The organism is Acinetobacter sp. WA-87, from assembly GCF_039938935.1.
GTDB lineage: Bacteria > Pseudomonadota > Gammaproteobacteria > Pseudomonadales > Moraxellaceae > Acinetobacter > Acinetobacter seifertii.
In genome coordinates this window covers 1332846-1349949 of the sequence record NZ_JBDUVF010000001.1, presented here as the reverse complement: position 1 = coordinate 1349949, position 17104 = coordinate 1332846, and the positions used below count along the sequence as shown (strand labels likewise).

Genomic DNA, 17104 nt, shown 5'->3' with positions numbered 1-17104 from the left:
AATATCAATACTACAAAATAGTTTTAACTTGTTAAGGTGTACGTAAAATTGTTCGAAAACCGACGTGGGTAGCAGCTAAATCAAAATCTTGAGGGTAACGGCTACTATTTCGATAACGTGAACAATAATTTTCAGCACACAAAAATGAGCCTCCTTTAATGACATATTGGGTACTGCTCATTTCTTTTTGTCTTAAATCAGAATAATTACCCATATGCTGATCATGTGCGCCTTGGTAGGGAGAGGATGTCCATTCCCAAACATTTCCAATCATATCGAATAGTTTAAAGCCATTAGGTTTAAAACAGCCAACAGGAGCAATACCAGTAAAATGGTCTTGATTCAAATTCTCAAAAGGGAATGCACCTTGCCAGTAATTTGCTTGGGGGTGTTGATGTTCATCAGTAGGTGTTTGGTGTAAAGGCGTGTCGGTCTGTGAGTTTGCTTTAGCGGCGTATTCCCATTCAAGTTCTGTTGGTAAATCGCGTCCTAGCCAAACTGCATAATGCTCAGCATCATTTTTTGTCACGTAGCTTACAGGTTCATGAGGGTTAGGAAGTGTACCATTTTGGCCGTTTGGGGTTTTCCAAGTATATCCAGATTTGAGTTGCCACCATTGCTGTGGATGATGTGGGTCAGGAGAAAAAACAGCAGCCTGCTTCTGTTTTTCAGCATCGGTAATATAACCCGTGGCTTTTACAAAACTTGAGAACTGAGCGACAGTAACTTCAGTTTGATCAATCCAGAAACCTTTAACTTCGCGCTGTTTTTTCCCAAAGTTAAGCTCATCTGGATAAGCTTTTTCAGAGCCAAAATTAAAATGTCCATCTGGAATGAACATCATTCCAGCCGTTGTATTTTTAAGCCAACCTGTAGGAAGGCCTGTATAGCTTTTACACTGTTCAATAGAACCCAAAGCAGCCGATGGGATGGCTTGCTTTGGTACAATTTTTTTCGTGTCAGAGCTATGTTCAGACTTACTACAGCCTGTGATGAATAACAGGCTGATTGTAGTGCTTAGAACCAGTTTCAATTTCATTTGGCGTTATATTCCTGTACGCCATTTTGTTCAGTGTATTTTTGATAAACCGAGAGCAACTCTTGTACTTTTGCTGGGTAAAGCTGCGCAACATTGTGGTTTTCACCACGGTCAGTGGCAATGTTATAGAGTTCCCAAGTACTCGTGCCTAATTCAGGGCGACCTTGAAGCGCAATTTTCCATTCGCCTTGTTTGGCATATTTACTGCCATGGAGTTCATCGGCAAAGCTGAAATTTGCTGGACGGATGGTTTGTGATTTATTTTCAAGTACAGATTTCCAAGAATAACCGCTCGGTGTATTAATAGTTCGACCTTTATATTGGCCTTGAGGGACTTGAATATGGGCATAATCTAATAAGGTTGGAAAAACGTCGAGTACAGATGCAAAGCTATGATTGGTTGCTTCTGCTTTTTTCTGATTTGGTAATTTCACAATAGCAGGGGCAGTCGTTGCACCTTCGCCAGCCGTATCTTTCCATAAGTGGAAAGGTGCCGCACTGACCTCGGCCCAACGTGGTCCAATATAGTGGTATGAAGTAGGCGTACCTACGTTTGTTACAGAGTTATCAAAACCAGATTCACTACCATATCCACCACGAATAAAACCTTCTGCGCCATTGTCAGAAACAAAGAAAATTAAAGTATTTTCATAAAGATTATTTTGTTTTAGATATTGGATAATTCGGCCCACGTTGGCATCAAGATTTTCTACCATACCTGCGTAGATTTCCATTTTTCGGGCTTCAAGTGCTTTTTGTTCAGCTGTTAACTCATCCCATTTTCCATATTTTTGTGGTGCGTTTTGGGTCGCAATTGGTTCTGCTGCTTCAAAGTTTGCCGGAATAATTCCAAGCTGTTTTTGGCGAGCTATACGTGCTTTACGAATAGCATCGTAGCCAACATCATAAACGCCACGATATTTGTCACGATATTCTGCTGGAGCCTGTATAGGCCAGTGGGGTGCCGTGTAGGCAGCATAAGCAAAGAATGGTTTACCGCTATTTTTACCTGATTCTAAATAGCTCAGTAATTTGTCGGTAAAATAGTTGGTTGAGAAGAAGTCATCAGGTAATGCTGAAACAGGAATAATTTGACCATCTTCTGTATAAGTCGAGTTGCGTTTAAAGGCACTTGGAGCTTGTTTAAAGTGATGATCTAGACCTTGTAATAAAGTAAATGAATGATCAAAACCTTTGGCGTGTGCATTGGTTTCAGGGGTTAACCCTAAATGCCACTTACCACTAATATACGTCCGATAACCATTGTCTTTGAGCACCTGAGCAATCGATAAAGAGCGTTCATTTAAATAACCTTCATAGCCTGGCTGCCCTTTTAAATGGTCTGGTGTAAGCTCTGCCATAGCGCCTATACCTGCTAGGTGATGATCAGTACCGGAAATGAGTTGCGAGCGAGTAGGGGAACAAGTTGGTGCAGTATGATAGTCCGTTAAAAGTCGACCTTCTTGCGCCAAACTATCAATATTAGGCGTGTGAATTTCACCACCAAAGGCTCCTAAATCTGAATAGCCTAAGTCATCGGCCATAATGAACAGAATATTGGGTTGCTTTAATGTAGTTGTTGCAGTTTCTTGTGAATTATTATCGTTACAGCCAGCTAAAGATAAGCTAAATAAAGCAATGGAAAGACTAGATAAAAGAGCTTTGTACTTCATTGTATCATCTGAATTATTAAGAGAATTGTGCACGAGTTTAATCAGATGGTTTTTGCAATCAAAACAAGGAATTGATCAAAGAAAATCAGAAAAATGTCTGAGCATTTATATTCATAAATAAATGAGAAAAAAAGAAAAGCCCGTAATGGGCTTTTCAGAAATATTCAGTTTAAAATGGCAAACGGGTAAGTTGATCTAGGAAATGCGGAATCACTCTTGGTTCAATCAAGATTGTTACAATTACGCCGTAAGCCGCACCCCATAAATGGGCACTATGGTTAATATGAGTATTGCCACGTTTGCCTGCCCAAATGCTATAAGCGACATATAAAACCGCAAAAATAATCGCTGGTACAGGAATAAAAAATACAAAAATTAGCTTCCATGGCTGAAACAGAATATAAGCAAATAGAATAGCAGATACCGCTCCTGAAGCTCCAAGACTTGCCCAGTTTGCATCATTTTTATGTTGTAGATAGCTTGGTAAAATCGCAAAAATTAAACCGCCTAAATAGAACAACACAAAGCCCATGTCATAAAAATATTGGCGATAAAAACTCTCAATAATACTGCCAAAGAAAAACAGGGTAATCATGTTGAACAGTAAATGTGTCCCATCTGCATGAATAAAGCCATGTGTAATGAAGCGATCAAATTGTCCACGTTGCATTGCAGGTGGCCAGAAGATCAGACGATTCATAACATTTTGATTGCTAAAAGCAAGTAAAGAGACGACGACCGTAATAATAATAAGGGTAATGGTATGGTTAAAGGGCAAATTCAACATAAGAAATATTTAAAAAATGATCAATACTGGGGTCAATAATGCCATTAAAAATACAACTTGAAACCCTGTTGTGTATAAATCCGACAAATTTAGTTGATTTTTTTTAAATCCACCTCATCTTCGGTTAATATAAAGGCATCAGCTTGAGGAATATTGTTATGTCGACTGAGAACACCAACACTGCTGTTGCAGAAGAAATTCCGAACCTTTTGATTACACCATCTGCACAAGAGTATTTGCACGAATTATTGGCGAAGCAAAATACTCCGGGAATTGGCGTTCGAATTTTTGTTGAACATCCGGGTACACCACGTGCAGAGTGCTGTATGGCATATAGCGCACCAGAAGAAGTGGTACCAACGGACTATAAACAGGACTATCCTGATTTTCCTGCATACATTGATGCACCGTCTATTCCATATCTTTTAGACGCTGTAATTGATTACAACAAAGACCGTTTCGGTGGTCAGTTAACTTTCCGTGCACCAAATTCAAAAGTGCCACGTGTAGGACCAGATGCTTCAATTGAAGAACGTATTACTTATATTCTTCAAGCAGAAATTAACCCAGGTCTTGCAGGGCATGGCGGTAATTGTAGCTTAGTAGAAGTGCAAGATGACTCAGAACATGGTTTAACTGCTGTATTGAAATTCGGTGGTGGTTGCCAAGGTTGTTCTGCAATTGATGTGACTTTAAAACAAGGCGTAGAAACAACCTTGAAAGAAAACATTCCTGAGCTTCAACGTGTGGTTGACCAAACAGACCATACGCAAGCAGAAGGCGCTTACTTCAAATAATAAAATTATTTGAAAAGTGAAATAAAAAAGCCTCTTCCTGAGGTTTTTTTATTTTTATCAATTGAAAATAATTATCAATATTATTTATTTTATTATTTAAATTTGTTACATTTGTTTAAGTAAAACTTAATATTTATTCATAATTTAATCTGTTGGAGCAGGATATGACTAAGCGTATTTTCCAATCTGTACTATCAATTTCGGTACTTACAGGAATGTTTCCTGCGGCTTATGCCGCTGAAAGTGAAAATATTTTAGTTGATTCTTCCAGAAAAAATAAAAAAGATAGTGAGGTTGCACAATTAGAAAAAATAGTCGTGACAGCAAGTGGTTTTGAACAAAATATAAAAAAAGCAGCCGCTTCTATTTCTGTTTTAACTCAAGATGAAATTAATAAAAAAGCATATCGTGATGTCACTGATGCACTTAAAGATGTGCCTGGTGTCGTGGTTACAGGGGGCGGAAGTTCATCTGATATCAGTATTCGTGGAATGGGAAGTGCCTATACCGTTATTATGGTCGATGGTAAGAAAGTAAACACACGTTCTGTACGACCAAATAGTGATAATTCAGGTATTGAACAAGGTTGGTTACCGGGAATCGAAAGTATCGAACGTATTGAAGTTATTCGTGGCCCAATGTCTGGACTCTACGGTTCAGATGCGATGGGTGGTGTAATTAATATTATTACTAAAAAAGTTGCAGATGTTTGGAGTAGCTCGGTTAAGTTGGATACTACCATCCAAGAAAACAATAAATCTGGAAATCTTTACCAAGCTAATACTTATGTTTCAGGGCCATTAATTAAGAATTTACTTGGGTTAAAAGCCAACGGCACATTTTCACAAAGAGATGAAGATGAAATTATTGGTGGTTATAGCAAACAAAAAATCCGTGCAGGTGGGGCCACTTTAAGTCTGACTCCGAATGACCAACATACCATTGAACTTGAATATCAGCGTTCTATTCAAAATCGTAATGCTACAGTTGGAAAATCAGTTTCGCCTATTCAAACTGGACGTAATCCACCAGTGGATTCAATAACGGATTATTATCGTACCGAATATAGTTTGACCCATCGTGGTGACATTGGTCCTGTGAAAACTCATTCTTATATTCAACGTGAAGAGAACAAGAACCCATCTAGAAATATGGAAGCGGTGAATACTACTTTTAATACGCTTAACCAGATCACACTCGCAAATCATGCACTGAGCGTTGGGGGCAGTTATTTAAAAGAAGAATTAGATGATTTAGGAAACCAGTTAAAAGTGGGCGGGTCACAACCTGTTTCTAATTTAGATCGTTATAGCTGGGCATTATTTGCAGAAGATGCATGGAATATTATTGATCCTTTTACTTTAACAATGTCACTGCGTATGGATCAGGACGAAAAATTTGGAGATCATTTCACTCCTAAAGTTTACGGTGTGTGGACTTTAAATGATAACTGGATCATTAAAGGCGGTGTATCAACAGGCTATAAAACACCTGCGCTAAGAGCGACAGTAGCGGAATGGGGACAAGCGACAGGCGGAGGACGTTCGGCAGGGGTAATTGTTGGTAATCCAAATCTAAAACCAGAAAAAAGTACCAACTATGAGCTGTCATTTTCTTGGGATAATTTAGATAACTTGAATGCTGGCCTAACGCTTTTTAATAGTGAATTTAAGGATAAAATTACAGAAGTTAGAACCTGTTCAGGAGATGCAGGTACTTATAATTGTGATTGGTTAGGTACAAAATTTGATTTTGTCAGTCAACGCACAAATGTAGATAAAGCCAGTATGAGAGGGATTGAAGCGACGTTTGGTTGGCTCATTTCACCTGACTTAAAGTTGAATGCTAATTATACCTATACCGATACAGAGCAAAAGAGTGGAGAGTTTAAAGGCCAACCTTTAAATGAAATGCCGGAACACATGTTTAATACCACTTTAGATTGGCAAATGAATGATTTGGTGGGGATGTGGAGCCGTTTGAATTTCCGTAGTAAAACTTCTGAATATTTAAGCCGAACTTCAATGGCTGAAGGAAAACCTGCTTATGGGTTGGTTGATATTGGTATGAACTATAAACCGACTGATAAAATCCAAGTTGCAGCAGGTATTTATAACTTATTTGATAAAGATATTGATGTAGCAACTTACAATTATGTTTTAGACGGACGCCGTTATAATTTAGGGATTATTTATAAGTTTTAAATAGTTAAACAACAAAGGCGCTTTAAGTGCCTTTGTTGTTTAGAATATCTAATGTTTTTTCAGAATAATAAAATTTCTCTAGATACACGCGAGCACGGCGTCTTAAATGTCCTGTTGTCACTAATTGCTGTAATACTGGTACAAGTAACTGAGTGAGTTCGCGTTGTACTAGACTTTCATCAATATTAAGGTCACGTAGTAATAAGTCAAAGTTACGTTCCTGATTACGGACGTACCAAGTATAAATACCATCATGTACTTGTTGTTTCAGGTAATCAGTTTGACGAATGTGGTCCCAAATCTCATGTCCTAAGCCCACTGTTTTTGTTAAATCTTGAACTTCTACATAATTTTTCAAAACAGAAAGAGGCATCGTTTTAACTTTGTGCCAAACATTTGCCTGAAAATGGTAGAGCTTATCATTGTCAAAATGTTGGTTTAAAACGCGTTCACTCATTTGACTGAGTTTTAAAATATTCTTTTGCAAATAATGGTTAATGGTATCGTCGAGATTAGAATCGGTGACTGTTTCTAATACAGATTTACCCATTTTCATAAAACGGCCTACACCTGGTACGCGTTTTGACATAGATTCATCTAAATAATCATGCATTGTTTGCTGAATCAATTGAGTCAACAGTGCAGAAAAGGCAGGGTTATTCACAATTGTTTTAATGAGTTTTTTACGGTGCTGTTCTTTACTTGCAATATATTGCGCAATGCGGTCAATGGTTAAAACAGGAATAACGTCTTCAACTGTTGCTGTATCATTTGCAGGATGAATGAGTGCAAAGCGAATATGCTCGGCAATCTGTTCAATCAAAAAATCAGAAGCAGGTGTATCTAAAATCTGCTTTTGAATGAGCTGTTGAATCTGGTCAAAGGTCCAAAGGTGCTGTAATTGTCGACTACTCAACCAATGATAAAATTGTTCAAACTCTTGTTGGATCACCTGAGTCTGAGCAAATTGCTCATCTAAAAAATCTAGATGAGCTTCAATAAGTTTTTCTATGATTGGTTGGGTAGACATAAGGTCTCACAAGTCCGAAGTTTTATTTAAGGTGCGGTCGTTTTTGACGTCTGATCTGTTTCTACTTTTAGTAAAAACGGTACATATTGTTGAATAACTAATTGCTCAGCTTCCAATATTGGCATATGGCCTACGTTTTCTAAAATAACTGGAGGCTGTGCGTTTTTTAAAAGTCGTTTTAGTTCACTCGCCACTTCAACATTAATAATCTTATCTTGTTTGCCCCATAAAATGAGTGTGGGTGCATCAATGGTTTTGGTGAGTACCGCAAATGAGTCTGGAGTATAGACTTTATTGAGTGCAATGAGTTGGTCGACTAATTTTTGAGTTTGTGGTGCCTGATTAATCATCAGTTTTTCTTGAGCTTGTAAGAACTCTTTAGGAATAAACGGAGGATTAAACATGGTGTGTTTTAATAAATAATTAAAGTCACCTTTTTTAGAGACTAAAAGTTGTTTTAGATAGGTAGGATCTTTGAGATAAATTGTGTTGGCAGAACGGAAAATACCGCCGCTATCAACTAAAAATAGACTCTTAGTTTCAAATGGATATTGTCCAGCATACAGCAAGGCTATGGAACCGCCCAGTGAGTGTCCTGCAATATGGATTGGGCCCTTCAAATTTTCAGCTTCAACAAACCGACGTAATTTTTCAGCTAAGTTGGGAACAGAATAATCGAAATCTTGAGCAACGATTGTTTCGCCACTCCCCGGTAAATCAGGAATAATGACATGATAATTTGTAGTTAAGTAATGTGCTACTCGGTTCCAGTTATCTCGACTACCACCTAACCCATGAATGAGCATTAAAGTTGGCTTTGTGCTAGAACCACCTTCACTATATGACCAAGTGATATCACCAACTTTTAATTTTTTGCTTTGCAGTCCAGCCCAGCTACGTTCTTGCTGTAATACGGTCTGAAAGTTGATATCAATATTATCGGCTGCCTGTGCTTGAGAAATACTCATCACTGAAAATAAGCTACAAGAAGCTATAGTCAATATAGTAGCAGTTTTTTTCATGGAGGCTTTAATTGATGCAGACAGCCTAGTCATAGTTTTCATCCTTGAAGCTTAAACGAGTTTGAAAAATTATTGAAAAACTTTGCCAATGAGTCATTTGCCAAACGTTTGGAATGAAGAAAATTATAGTCAATCTAGGAACTAAAGTATGTCTATTTTTTCACTAAACAGTAGGGAATTGAGCAGTAATAGCTGATTAAAATCGATTAGGCATTTTTAAATTTTTTCATAACAAAGGATTTATTTTTTGTCAGTGACATTCAAATTTTGACACATTAAAATAATTTCTAACCTTGAAAAAACAATGGAAATATAAAATGCCTACTGCGCAAGAAGTTTTAGATCGTCTGAAAGCTGGTAATCAACGATTTGTAAATGGAAATACTTCCCTTGCAAAAACCTTATCGCACCATGAACGTGCTGAAATGGCAAAGGACCAAAATCCGTTTGCGATTGTATTAGGTTGTTCAGATTCTCGTGTACCAGCAGAAATGGTATTCGATCAAGGTCTTGGTGACTTATTCGTAATTCGTGTTGCTGGTAATGTGGTTGCTCCTTCACAAGTGGGTAGTGTCGAGTTCGCAGCAGAGCGTTATGACTGTCCAGTTGTAATTGTATTGGGACACAGTCATTGTGGCGCGATTCAAGCAACAATTGATACGTTGATGAATCCTGATCACCCACCGTCATCTAACTTAATGTCAATTGTGAACCGTGTTCGTCCATCAGTTGAAATTTTAATGCAAACTGACTTAAAAAATGATTTGAAGAAACTTTCGTGTCATGCAGTACGTTCAAACGTTTTTGCTTCTGTAAATCAATTACGTCATGGTTCTGCTGTATTAGAGAGCCTAATCGCAAAAGGCGAGTTGATTGTTGTTGGTGCTGAATATTCGTTAGAAACTGGAGAAGTTACTTTTTTTGACTTCTGAGCAGATTGAAAAAATTTAAAACTAAAAGGTGCCTATAGGGCACCTTTTATGTATGGATAAGCCAAATTAAGTAATTTTGTTTGTGCTTGAGCATTTGGATGAATCAAGTCATTTTGCATTAGTTGTTTTTGACCAGCGATGCCATCAAGGAAAAACGGTAGCAGTTTCACCTGATATTTTTGACTTACAGTTTTATAATTATTCTCGAATGCTTTGCTATAAGCAGTTCCATAATTTGGCGGAATTTTCATACCAAAAAGAATAACCTGCGCTTTTTGTTTTTGGCTTAATTGGACAAGCTGAGACAAATTTTGTTGAATCATTTGTGGTGGTTGCCCACGTAAACCATCATTGCCACCTAACTCAATAACAACAACCTCTGGTTTATAAGTTTGTAAAAGTTTAGGTAATCTCGCTAAAGCGCCACTTGTAGTTTCACCACTCATGCTTGCATTGACCACCTTATGTTGTTTGAGATACTGTTGGTCTAAGCGTTTTTGTAGTAATTGTACCCAACCTTGTTTAGGGTCTATTCCATAACCGGCACTAATGCTATCTCCTAAAATTAAAATAGTCTTTGCTGAGACCAACATGGGCAACATGCTCAATGAGATGAGTAAGAGGCTTTTAGAACCAAACAAATAAGATTTATACATTTGTGTTTCAACTCGAATACTAAACATATAGGACTGTCCACATCATGCCACAACCTATTATTGCTGCCCATAAAGTTACACAAACTATTCAGATTAACCAAAATCAGTTTACGATTTTAAAAAACATTGATTTAGAGATTTATGAAGGTGAGCAGGTAGCAATTACAGGACGTTCTGGTTCAGGTAAATCGACTTTGTTGGGCATTTTAGCGACTTTAGACCAACCGTCGGAAGGAGAGGTGTGGTTATGTGGACAGGCTATTCATGAGTTAACAGAGGAACAACGTGCCCAAATCAGAATGCAGCATATTGGTTTTGTATTTCAGTCTTTCCAACTTTTACCGCAACTAAGTGCGCTTGAAAACGTGATGTTACCGCTTCGGTTGCGTAAAGACTTTGATTATAAAATTGCTGAGCAAAAAGCCTTAAACTGGTTGCATAGAGTAGGGTTGAGTCGACAAGCCGAACAAACGCCTAAAGTCTTATCTGGAGGTGAGCAGCAGCGTGTAGCAATTGCTCGGGCTCTGATTGCCGAACCACAAATTATTTTTGCCGATGAGCCAACTGGGAACTTAGATGGGCAAACAGCTCAAGAAATTGAAACTCTACTTTTTGATTTAAATAAAGAGCTCGGTACAACGCTTATTTTGGTTACACATGACCGTAATTTGGCAGCGCTTTGTCAACGTCATGTTGAGTTAGATGATGGTCGACTAAAGACGGTACAGGGTGGTTGAATTATGCGCAATCTTCTCAAACCACTTTTGCTACAAAGCTTTCGTACCGGAGGGTTATATTTACTCATTATTGCGCTTTCACTTGCGATTAGTGCAACAACAGCTCTCAAGTTCAGTAATGATCAGGTTAAAAATGCGGTAAGCCTACAAGCGTCACAAATGTTAGCAGCGGATTTAGTTCTGTCGAATAATGAACCTCTAGACACTAAATGGCAGAAAAAAGCAGAGCAGCTTGGTTTAAGACAGACTCATGTGACCATGTTTAGTTCTATGGCGCATACTCAAAATCAGTTTGTCATGGTCAATGTCAAAGCAATAGAGCCGGCGTTTCCATTAAGAGGACAGCTTGAGATTGTACCTAGTGCACAGAGTATTCAACCCGGCCAAGTATGGTTAAGTCAAAGAGCAGCCGATTTACTTAAAGTTAAACTAGGCGATACGGTTTCTATTGCAGATGCCGAATTTCGTTTTAGTGGTGTCATCGTACGAGATTCGAATCAGGAACTCGGCTTTTCAGGTTTTTCGCCTACTGTGATTATTCATCAAGCTGATATAGCTAAAACGCATGCAATTCAAACTGGCAGTAGAATCGATTATCGACTGTTAATGTCTGGTCAATCTGATCAGGTACAAAACTTTAGCAAGCAATTTAAACAGCAACATAAACCCGTAAATGATCAGGAAGAAAACGCAGGTTTACGTTTACGCGATGCCAGTGAGTCAAATAGTAGATTATTACGCCCACTAGAAAACCTTGATACTTTCTTACAACTTGCCAATATTTTAACGATTTTATTGTGTGGCATTGCGATTGCTTTAACGAGTCAACGTTATGTTCAGCAAAACCAAGACCATATTGCTTTAATGCGTTGTTTGGGTGCCAGTAAGTTCCAAATTTTATGGGCATATATCGGGCTACTTTTCTTAGTCAGTACAATTTCGATTGTGATCGGTAGCATATTAGGAATAATGATGGGTTATGGGTTACTTGAGCTTATGTTGCAGCTCATTCCACAACTAGAGTTAAGTTTCTCGGTAGTCGGCTTTTTAATTGGCCCCTTACCAATTGCTATTTTTACGAGTGTAATTGTGCTACTTGGATTTATTTTGCCAAGTATCTGGGAGTTGTTAAATACACCTCCAATTCGAGTTATTCGAGAGCAAGCAAAATCTCGAAAATCACTATTTTTTATGTTCTTTGCGGGTATTACCAGTCTTGTTATTTTTAGCTTAGTTTTAAGTGAAAACTTGATGCTCAGCATTATGGTGCTAGCTGCAATTATCGTTCTGTGTGTTTTGTTGTACACTGCTGTTTGGGTTTTGCTTCGTAGCTTAAAGAAGATGAAAACCCGTTTATCTTTTTATATTCGTTCACCATCGCAAAGTGCCTTACAAATTACAGCACTGGCTTTGGGTTTAAGCCTTATTACCGTGCTAAGCGTACTCAGGACAGATTTATTAGAACGTTGGCAACAGCAGTTACCAGAAGGCACACCAAACCAGTTTGTTTATGGTCTACCACCATTTGATTTAAAAGCTTTTGAGCAGCAATTAAAACAAAATGGTTGGCAAAGTACGCCTCTGTATCCAAATATTCGTGGACGATTACTTGCAAAGAATGATGTTCCTTTTTCTGAAGATGCAATCAAGCAAAATAATTCTTTACGCCGTGAATTAAATTTAACTCAGTCAAACACTTTGCCAAATGATAATGTCATTAGAAAAGGACAAACCACTTTTAATGGCGTAGGACAAGTTTCAGTCGAGGCAAAAACTGCTGAAAGTTTAGGTATTCAGATTGGGGATAAGCTGACTTTTAGCATGCCAGACGGTACTTTGCAGGCTAAAGTTGTGAATTTTAGAAGTGTTGAATGGGAAAGTTTTAGTCCAAATTTCTTCTTTATTTTTTCGCCCAAAACTTTAGATGAAAATGCGGGTAGCTACTTGGGTAGCTTTTATGTGCCTAAACAAGATCAGCCTAAAATGATTAATATTATTCAGCAATTTTCAAATACAGTTTTTATTGATGTTGACCGTATTTTGGATGAAGTAAAGCGTTTAATGAATGTATTAGTCAAAATCGTGACTGTACTTGCGGCTTTAGTTGGCTTTTCTGGAATACTCGTTTTAATTGCTTGTCTAAACCTGTTAATGGATGAGCGCCGTCGAGAGGTTGCTTTATTACGTTCATTTGGTTTGTCTAAAAATAAAATGAAGCAAATGCTGAGTTTAGAAATTGGATTTTTAGGGCTATTAGCAGGCATTGTTGCCTGCTGTTTTGCCGAAGTAATTAGTGCAATAGCAAGTTATAAAATGAATATGGCTCTACAGTGGCATATTGAAATATGGTTGATTTTACCACTTGCCATGATGCTCATTTGCGCTCTCATTGGTCGATATCGACTTGGTTATCTTTGTAATTTACCGCCGCTACAAAGTTTGCGAGAGCTGAACCAGATTTAAGTTAAGGCAGTATTTCTGGGTTTTGAATTAAAATTTCATGCCAAAGTGGAAGTAATGGTGAGTTCAGTTGATTACAGTAAATATAGAAGCCGACTGTTAATAAGAGTCCTCCCATTAAACCCAAAAATTTTAAGGTCGTACTAAGTTTAGTACGGTAACTTAAATACCAAATCAGCGCGAGTAATGCACCCATAATCATACCGCCGACATGTGCAGCATTATTGATACCTGTGGCAACCAGACCGAATATAAGGTTAATCGCCATTGTTATCAGGTATACTTTTTTATTAAGTATACGTATTTGATGTGGCGGAGGTGGAAGTAAAGAAAGAACAGTTAATGCAGTACCTAATCCCATAATGGCGCCTGATGCTCCGGCACTTACATGGGGAGCTAAGCTCTCATCGAAGTGTTGTAATAATTCATACCCATTTTGAATATTGATATAACTACTTAAAAGGCTGCCAAATAAGCCTGCAAGTAGATACATAATAATCAAATATAATCGGCCAAATAAAGCTTCGGCGACATTACCAAAAATATATAAGGCCCCCATGTTAAGCATAAGGTGAATGATACCAAAGTGAAAAAACATGCTGGTAAATAAACGTTCGGGCTGTCCAGAAAAAGTAAGTGGTGTAAAATCTGCACCCCAGTGAAGAGCATCTTTTATGGCTGGGTCGCTAATGTCGACTCCAGATATAATTTGCCAGATGAACAAACCTACATTGATTGAGATCAGTAGGGCCGTCAGCCACCATGCTTGTACATTCAGTTTACGATTAATGTGCGGAGGCTGAGATTGAGTCATGCTATGCTTTTGTTATATATGAACATGCTTTACAGCTTAACATGAAAAAAGTTGAATACAGGAGATTGGGACGAACATGAAAGCTTTTATTGTTCGCGTGTTGTTAATTTTTATTGGTCTAATTCTCCTAATTCAGCTTTGGATTTTCTCAAGTTTAGTTTGGTGGCGTACTCATGAAGTTGATACTACCATGTTTATGCGAATTGATTATTGGTCAGATACATCTCGGCCGATCATTCATGAATGGCTCGACTATGATGATATAAGCGATAATTTCAAACATGCGATTTTAGCTGGTGAAGATGCAAAATTTATCCATCATCATGGCTTTGATTGGCAAGGTATTCGTTTTGCCCTTGAGCGTAATAATGAAGAGGGTGAAGTTGTTGCGGGTGGTTCTACCGTGTCTCAACAGCTTGCAAAGAATCTGTTCCTATATAATAAGCGTTCATTTATTCGTAAAGGCCAAGAAACACTAGCGACATGGATGATGGAGCGCATGTGGTCAAAACGCCGAATTCTTGAGGTCTATATGAACTCTGTTGAATTTGGCAAACATTTATATGGTGTTGAAGCTGCTGCCCAATATTATTATGGTAAAAGTGCTAAAAACCTAACACGTGAACAAGCTGCTTTTTTAGCCGCGTTATTGCCTGATCCAAAATATTATCAAGATCACCGTAATGACCATAAACTACAATATCGAAAACGCGTTATTTTACGTTATATGAATAGCACCCAGATTCCTGAATAACTCTGTCTTAAAGATGTGTTATTTTTTTAGTTTTTATCAAATTGACATAATTTTGCAGCATACTATTTTGCAGAGATTTTGGTTGGAAAGAGATTAAGTTAGACATGAATACAGCGATTACAGCAACGACCCCAACAGAATATAGTTATAACGACCGTTATATTAATCGTGAATTGTCTATTCTTGACTTTCATTTGCGTGTATTGGAACAGGCAGTCGACCCTTTACATCCATTACTTGAACGAATGAATTTCTTGCTTATTTTTTCACGTAATTTAGATGAGTTTTTTGAAATTCGTGTAGCTGGTGTCATGGAGCAATATGCTTTAGGCAATGAAAGTCGAAGTCCAGATGGTTTAACACCTAGACAAGTCTTACAAAAAATCTCTGAGACTGCTCATGCTGCAATTGAACGTCAATATCGTATTTTAAATGAAGAAATCTTGCCTAAACTCCGTGAAGAAGATATTTGCTTCTTACGTCGTGGGGAGTTAACACCAGCTCAATCAGCTTGGGTTAAAAAATATTTTCAGGAACAAGTCGCACCTGTTTTAACACCAATTAGTCTAGATCCAGCTCATCCATTCCCGCGTTTAGTCAATAAAAGCTTGAACTTTATTGTGACCTTAGAAGGTAAAGATGCGTTTGGTCGTCAAATTGATTTAGCCGTTGTACCAGCACCACGCTCATTACCTCGTGTTGTACGATTACCAGATGAGTTAACGGGCGGTAAAGAGCATCATGTCATGCTATCTGCCATTATTCATGAACATGTATCAGACTTGTTCCCAGGCATGACTGCAACGGGTTGTTACCAATTCCGTGTAACCCGTAATGCCGATTTGGCGCTCAATGAGGACGTTGAAGATTTAGCTAAAGCTTTAAAAGGTGAGTTAAGTTCACGCCGATTTGGTCGTGCAGTTCGCTTAGAAGTGACTCATAACTGTCCACAGCATATTTATGAATATTTATTAGAAGAATTCGATTTAACCGATGAGCAACTATACAAAGTTGATGGTCCTGTAAACTTGGCTCGTCTGGTTTCAAACTTTAAACGTCCTCATTTGCGTTATGACTCACATACACCGGTCGTACCAAAAGTATTTAAAAAGACTGAGAGTATTTTCTCGGCTATGCAAAAGCAGGATATTTTGCTTCATCACCCATTTGAATCTTTTGCTCCAGTTATTCAGTTACTCCGCGAAGCAGCACGTGATCCACAAGTACTTGCAATTAAACAAACGCTTTACCGTAGTGGTGTTGATTCGGAAATTGTGCAAGTCTTGGCCGAAGCTGCACGGAATGGAAAAGAAGTAACGGCAGTTATTGAGTTACGTGCCCGTTTTGATGAAGAATCAAACATTGAAGTGGCAAATGTGCTTCAAGAAGCAGGAGCGGTAGTCGTTTATGGCATTGTGGGTTATAAAACTCATGCCAAAATGATTATGGTAGTACGCCGTGAAAATAATAAATTGGTACGTTATGTTCATTTAGGAACAGGTAACTACCATGCGATGAATGCCCGTATTTATACCGATTATGGTCTTATGACGACCGATAAAGACTTATGTGAAGACGTACATCGTATCTTCCAAGAGTTAACAGGTATGGGCAAAATGGCAAAACTGAAAAAGTTGCTCCATGCACCTTTTACTTTGCATGCTCAGCTCATCAACTTTATTGATGAAGAAATTGCCAATGCTAAGGCTGGTCGTAAAGCCCAAATTATTGTGAAAGTAAATGCTTTAACTGAAGTTCAGTTAATCAATAAATTGTATGAAGCTTCTCAAGCAGGGGTGCAGGTAGATCTGATTATTCGTTCGATTTGTTGCTTACGTCCAGGATTACCGAATTTATCGGAAAACATTCGAGTACGTTCAATCGTAGGGCGCTTCCTTGAGCATACGCGTGTTTATTACTTTAGTAATAACGGCGATGCTCGTATTTACTGTTCAAGTGCAGACTGGATGGATCGTAACCTATTTAATCGTGTTGAAGCATGTTTCCCAATTGAAGACCCAGCATTGAAGAAACGAATTTATCAACAAGGTCTTCTTAATTATTTGCAAGATAATCAGCAAGCTTGGTTATTACAAGGTGATGGCACTTGGGTTCGTGCACAACCTGCTGAAGGTGAAAAACTGCATAATGCTCAAAGAGAATTATTAGAAACATTTAAATAAAACTTAATATTAGAAA

Annotated in this window: 14 protein-coding genes; 7 read left to right on the top strand and 7 right to left on the bottom strand. The window is 38.1% G+C overall.

The genetic code is table 11. The annotated features are described in order from the left end of the window. Positions 1-31: 31 nt before the first annotated feature. The 3 genes from ABFY81_RS06345 to ABFY81_RS06335 all read right to left on the bottom strand — a co-directional run bounded on the left by ABFY81_RS06345 (position 32) and on the right by ABFY81_RS06335 (position 3499). Complete coding sequence (locus ABFY81_RS06345; protein ID WP_347913344.1) at positions 32-1039, bottom strand: formylglycine-generating enzyme family protein; 1008 nt, start codon at positions 1037-1039, stop codon at positions 32-34. Beyond that, entirely contained in the window at positions 1036-2712 is a 1677-nt protein-coding gene (locus tag ABFY81_RS06340; protein ID WP_347913343.1) for an arylsulfatase, read from the bottom strand. Before ABFY81_RS06340 ends, ABFY81_RS06345 begins: the two co-directional genes overlap by 4 nt. Before the next feature lie 169 nt (positions 2713-2881). Continuing rightward, the gene (locus tag ABFY81_RS06335) at positions 2882-3499 is read right to left on the bottom strand and encodes a rhomboid family intramembrane serine protease (RefSeq protein WP_200027634.1); all 618 of its coding nucleotides are present in this window, start codon (positions 3497-3499) and stop codon (positions 2882-2884) included. 158 nt (positions 3500-3657) lie between these two features. Between ABFY81_RS06335 and nfuA the strand changes: the two genes are divergently transcribed. Continuing rightward, the gene (gene nfuA / locus ABFY81_RS06330) at positions 3658-4296 is read left to right on the top strand and encodes a Fe-S biogenesis protein NfuA (protein WP_347913342.1); all 639 of its coding nucleotides are present in this window, start codon (positions 3658-3660) and stop codon (positions 4294-4296) included. Between the two features lie 164 nt (positions 4297-4460). Then, entirely contained in the window at positions 4461-6500 is a 2040-nt protein-coding gene (locus ABFY81_RS06325) for a ligand-gated channel protein (protein WP_347913341.1), read from the top strand. A 22-nt stretch (positions 6501-6522) separates the two neighbouring features. Here the strand turns inward: ABFY81_RS06325 and ABFY81_RS06320 are convergent, their stop codons facing one another. After that, the gene (locus tag ABFY81_RS06320) at positions 6523-7530 is read right to left on the bottom strand and encodes a hypothetical protein (protein WP_347913340.1); all 1008 of its coding nucleotides are present in this window, start codon (positions 7528-7530) and stop codon (positions 6523-6525) included. Positions 7531-7556: 26 nt separating this feature from the next. Then, positions 7557-8585: an alpha/beta hydrolase gene (locus ABFY81_RS06315; RefSeq protein ID WP_347913339.1), complete on the bottom strand. Its 1029-nt coding sequence runs from the start codon at positions 8583-8585 to the stop codon at positions 7557-7559. A 284-nt stretch (positions 8586-8869) separates the two neighbouring features. Between ABFY81_RS06315 and ABFY81_RS06310 the strand changes: the two genes are divergently transcribed. After that, positions 8870-9484, top strand: a complete 615-nt coding sequence (locus ABFY81_RS06310; RefSeq protein ID WP_019456843.1) for a carbonic anhydrase — start codon at positions 8870-8872, stop codon at positions 9482-9484. 32 nt (positions 9485-9516) lie between these two features. Here the strand turns inward: ABFY81_RS06310 and ABFY81_RS06305 are convergent, their stop codons facing one another. Next, positions 9517-10140: an arylesterase gene (locus ABFY81_RS06305; protein WP_347913422.1), complete on the bottom strand. Its 624-nt coding sequence runs from the start codon at positions 10138-10140 to the stop codon at positions 9517-9519. Positions 10141-10184: 44 nt separating this feature from the next. Here ABFY81_RS06305 and ABFY81_RS06300 point away from each other — a divergent pair, with 44 nt between their 5' ends. Together ABFY81_RS06300 and ABFY81_RS06295 are read left to right on the top strand one after the other, a co-directional pair. Next, on the top strand, positions 10185-10877 hold the full coding sequence (locus ABFY81_RS06300) for an ABC transporter ATP-binding protein (protein ID WP_347913338.1): 693 nt from the start codon (positions 10185-10187) through the stop codon (positions 10875-10877). A gap of 3 nt (positions 10878-10880) precedes the next feature. Continuing rightward, on the top strand, positions 10881-13340 hold the full coding sequence (locus ABFY81_RS06295; RefSeq protein WP_347913337.1) for an FtsX-like permease family protein: 2460 nt from the start codon (positions 10881-10883) through the stop codon (positions 13338-13340). Between the two features lies 1 nt (position 13341). On the opposite strand, the gene ABFY81_RS06290 is transcribed toward ABFY81_RS06295, so the two are convergent. Next, complete coding sequence (locus tag ABFY81_RS06290) at positions 13342-14151, bottom strand: rhomboid family intramembrane serine protease (protein WP_100291031.1); 810 nt, start codon at positions 14149-14151, stop codon at positions 13342-13344. A gap of 76 nt (positions 14152-14227) precedes the next feature. Here ABFY81_RS06290 and mtgA point away from each other — a divergent pair, with 76 nt between their 5' ends. Then, positions 14228-14905, top strand: a complete 678-nt coding sequence (mtgA, locus tag ABFY81_RS06285) for a monofunctional biosynthetic peptidoglycan transglycosylase (protein ID WP_347913336.1) — start codon at positions 14228-14230, stop codon at positions 14903-14905. A gap of 104 nt (positions 14906-15009) precedes the next feature. After that, positions 15010-17088, top strand: coding sequence for a polyphosphate kinase 1 (gene ppk1, locus ABFY81_RS06280; RefSeq protein WP_019456848.1), 2079 nt, complete (start codon positions 15010-15012; stop codon positions 17086-17088). The last annotated feature ends 16 nt before the right edge of the window (positions 17089-17104 follow it).

Excerpts from the sequence above, each read along its gene's own strand:
- ABFY81_RS06345 (WP_347913344.1), bottom strand. The coding sequence starts at position 1,039 with ATGAAATTGAAACTGGTTCTAAGCACTACAATCAGCCTGTTATTCATC.
- ABFY81_RS06340 (WP_347913343.1), bottom strand. The coding sequence starts at position 2,712 with ATGAAGTACAAAGCTCTTTTATCTAGTCTTTCCATTGCTTTATTTAGC.
- ABFY81_RS06335 (WP_200027634.1), bottom strand. The coding sequence starts at position 3,499 with ATGTTGAATTTGCCCTTTAACCATACCATTACCCTTATTATTATTACG.
- nfuA (WP_347913342.1), top strand. The coding sequence starts at position 3,658 with ATGTCGACTGAGAACACCAACACTGCTGTTGCAGAAGAAATTCCGAAC.
- ABFY81_RS06325 (WP_347913341.1), top strand. The coding sequence starts at position 4,461 with ATGACTAAGCGTATTTTCCAATCTGTACTATCAATTTCGGTACTTACA.
- ABFY81_RS06320 (WP_347913340.1), bottom strand. The coding sequence starts at position 7,530 with ATGTCTACCCAACCAATCATAGAAAAACTTATTGAAGCTCATCTAGAT.
- ABFY81_RS06315 (WP_347913339.1), bottom strand. The coding sequence starts at position 8,585 with ATGACTAGGCTGTCTGCATCAATTAAAGCCTCCATGAAAAAAACTGCT.
- ABFY81_RS06310 (WP_019456843.1), top strand. The coding sequence starts at position 8,870 with ATGCCTACTGCGCAAGAAGTTTTAGATCGTCTGAAAGCTGGTAATCAA.
- ABFY81_RS06305 (WP_347913422.1), bottom strand. The coding sequence starts at position 10,140 with ATGTATAAATCTTATTTGTTTGGTTCTAAAAGCCTCTTACTCATCTCA.
- ABFY81_RS06300 (WP_347913338.1), top strand. The coding sequence starts at position 10,185 with ATGCCACAACCTATTATTGCTGCCCATAAAGTTACACAAACTATTCAG.
- ABFY81_RS06295 (WP_347913337.1), top strand. The coding sequence starts at position 10,881 with ATGCGCAATCTTCTCAAACCACTTTTGCTACAAAGCTTTCGTACCGGA.
- ABFY81_RS06290 (WP_100291031.1), bottom strand. The coding sequence starts at position 14,151 with ATGACTCAATCTCAGCCTCCGCACATTAATCGTAAACTGAATGTACAA.
- mtgA (WP_347913336.1), top strand. The coding sequence starts at position 14,228 with ATGAAAGCTTTTATTGTTCGCGTGTTGTTAATTTTTATTGGTCTAATT.
- ppk1 (WP_019456848.1), top strand. The coding sequence starts at position 15,010 with ATGAATACAGCGATTACAGCAACGACCCCAACAGAATATAGTTATAAC.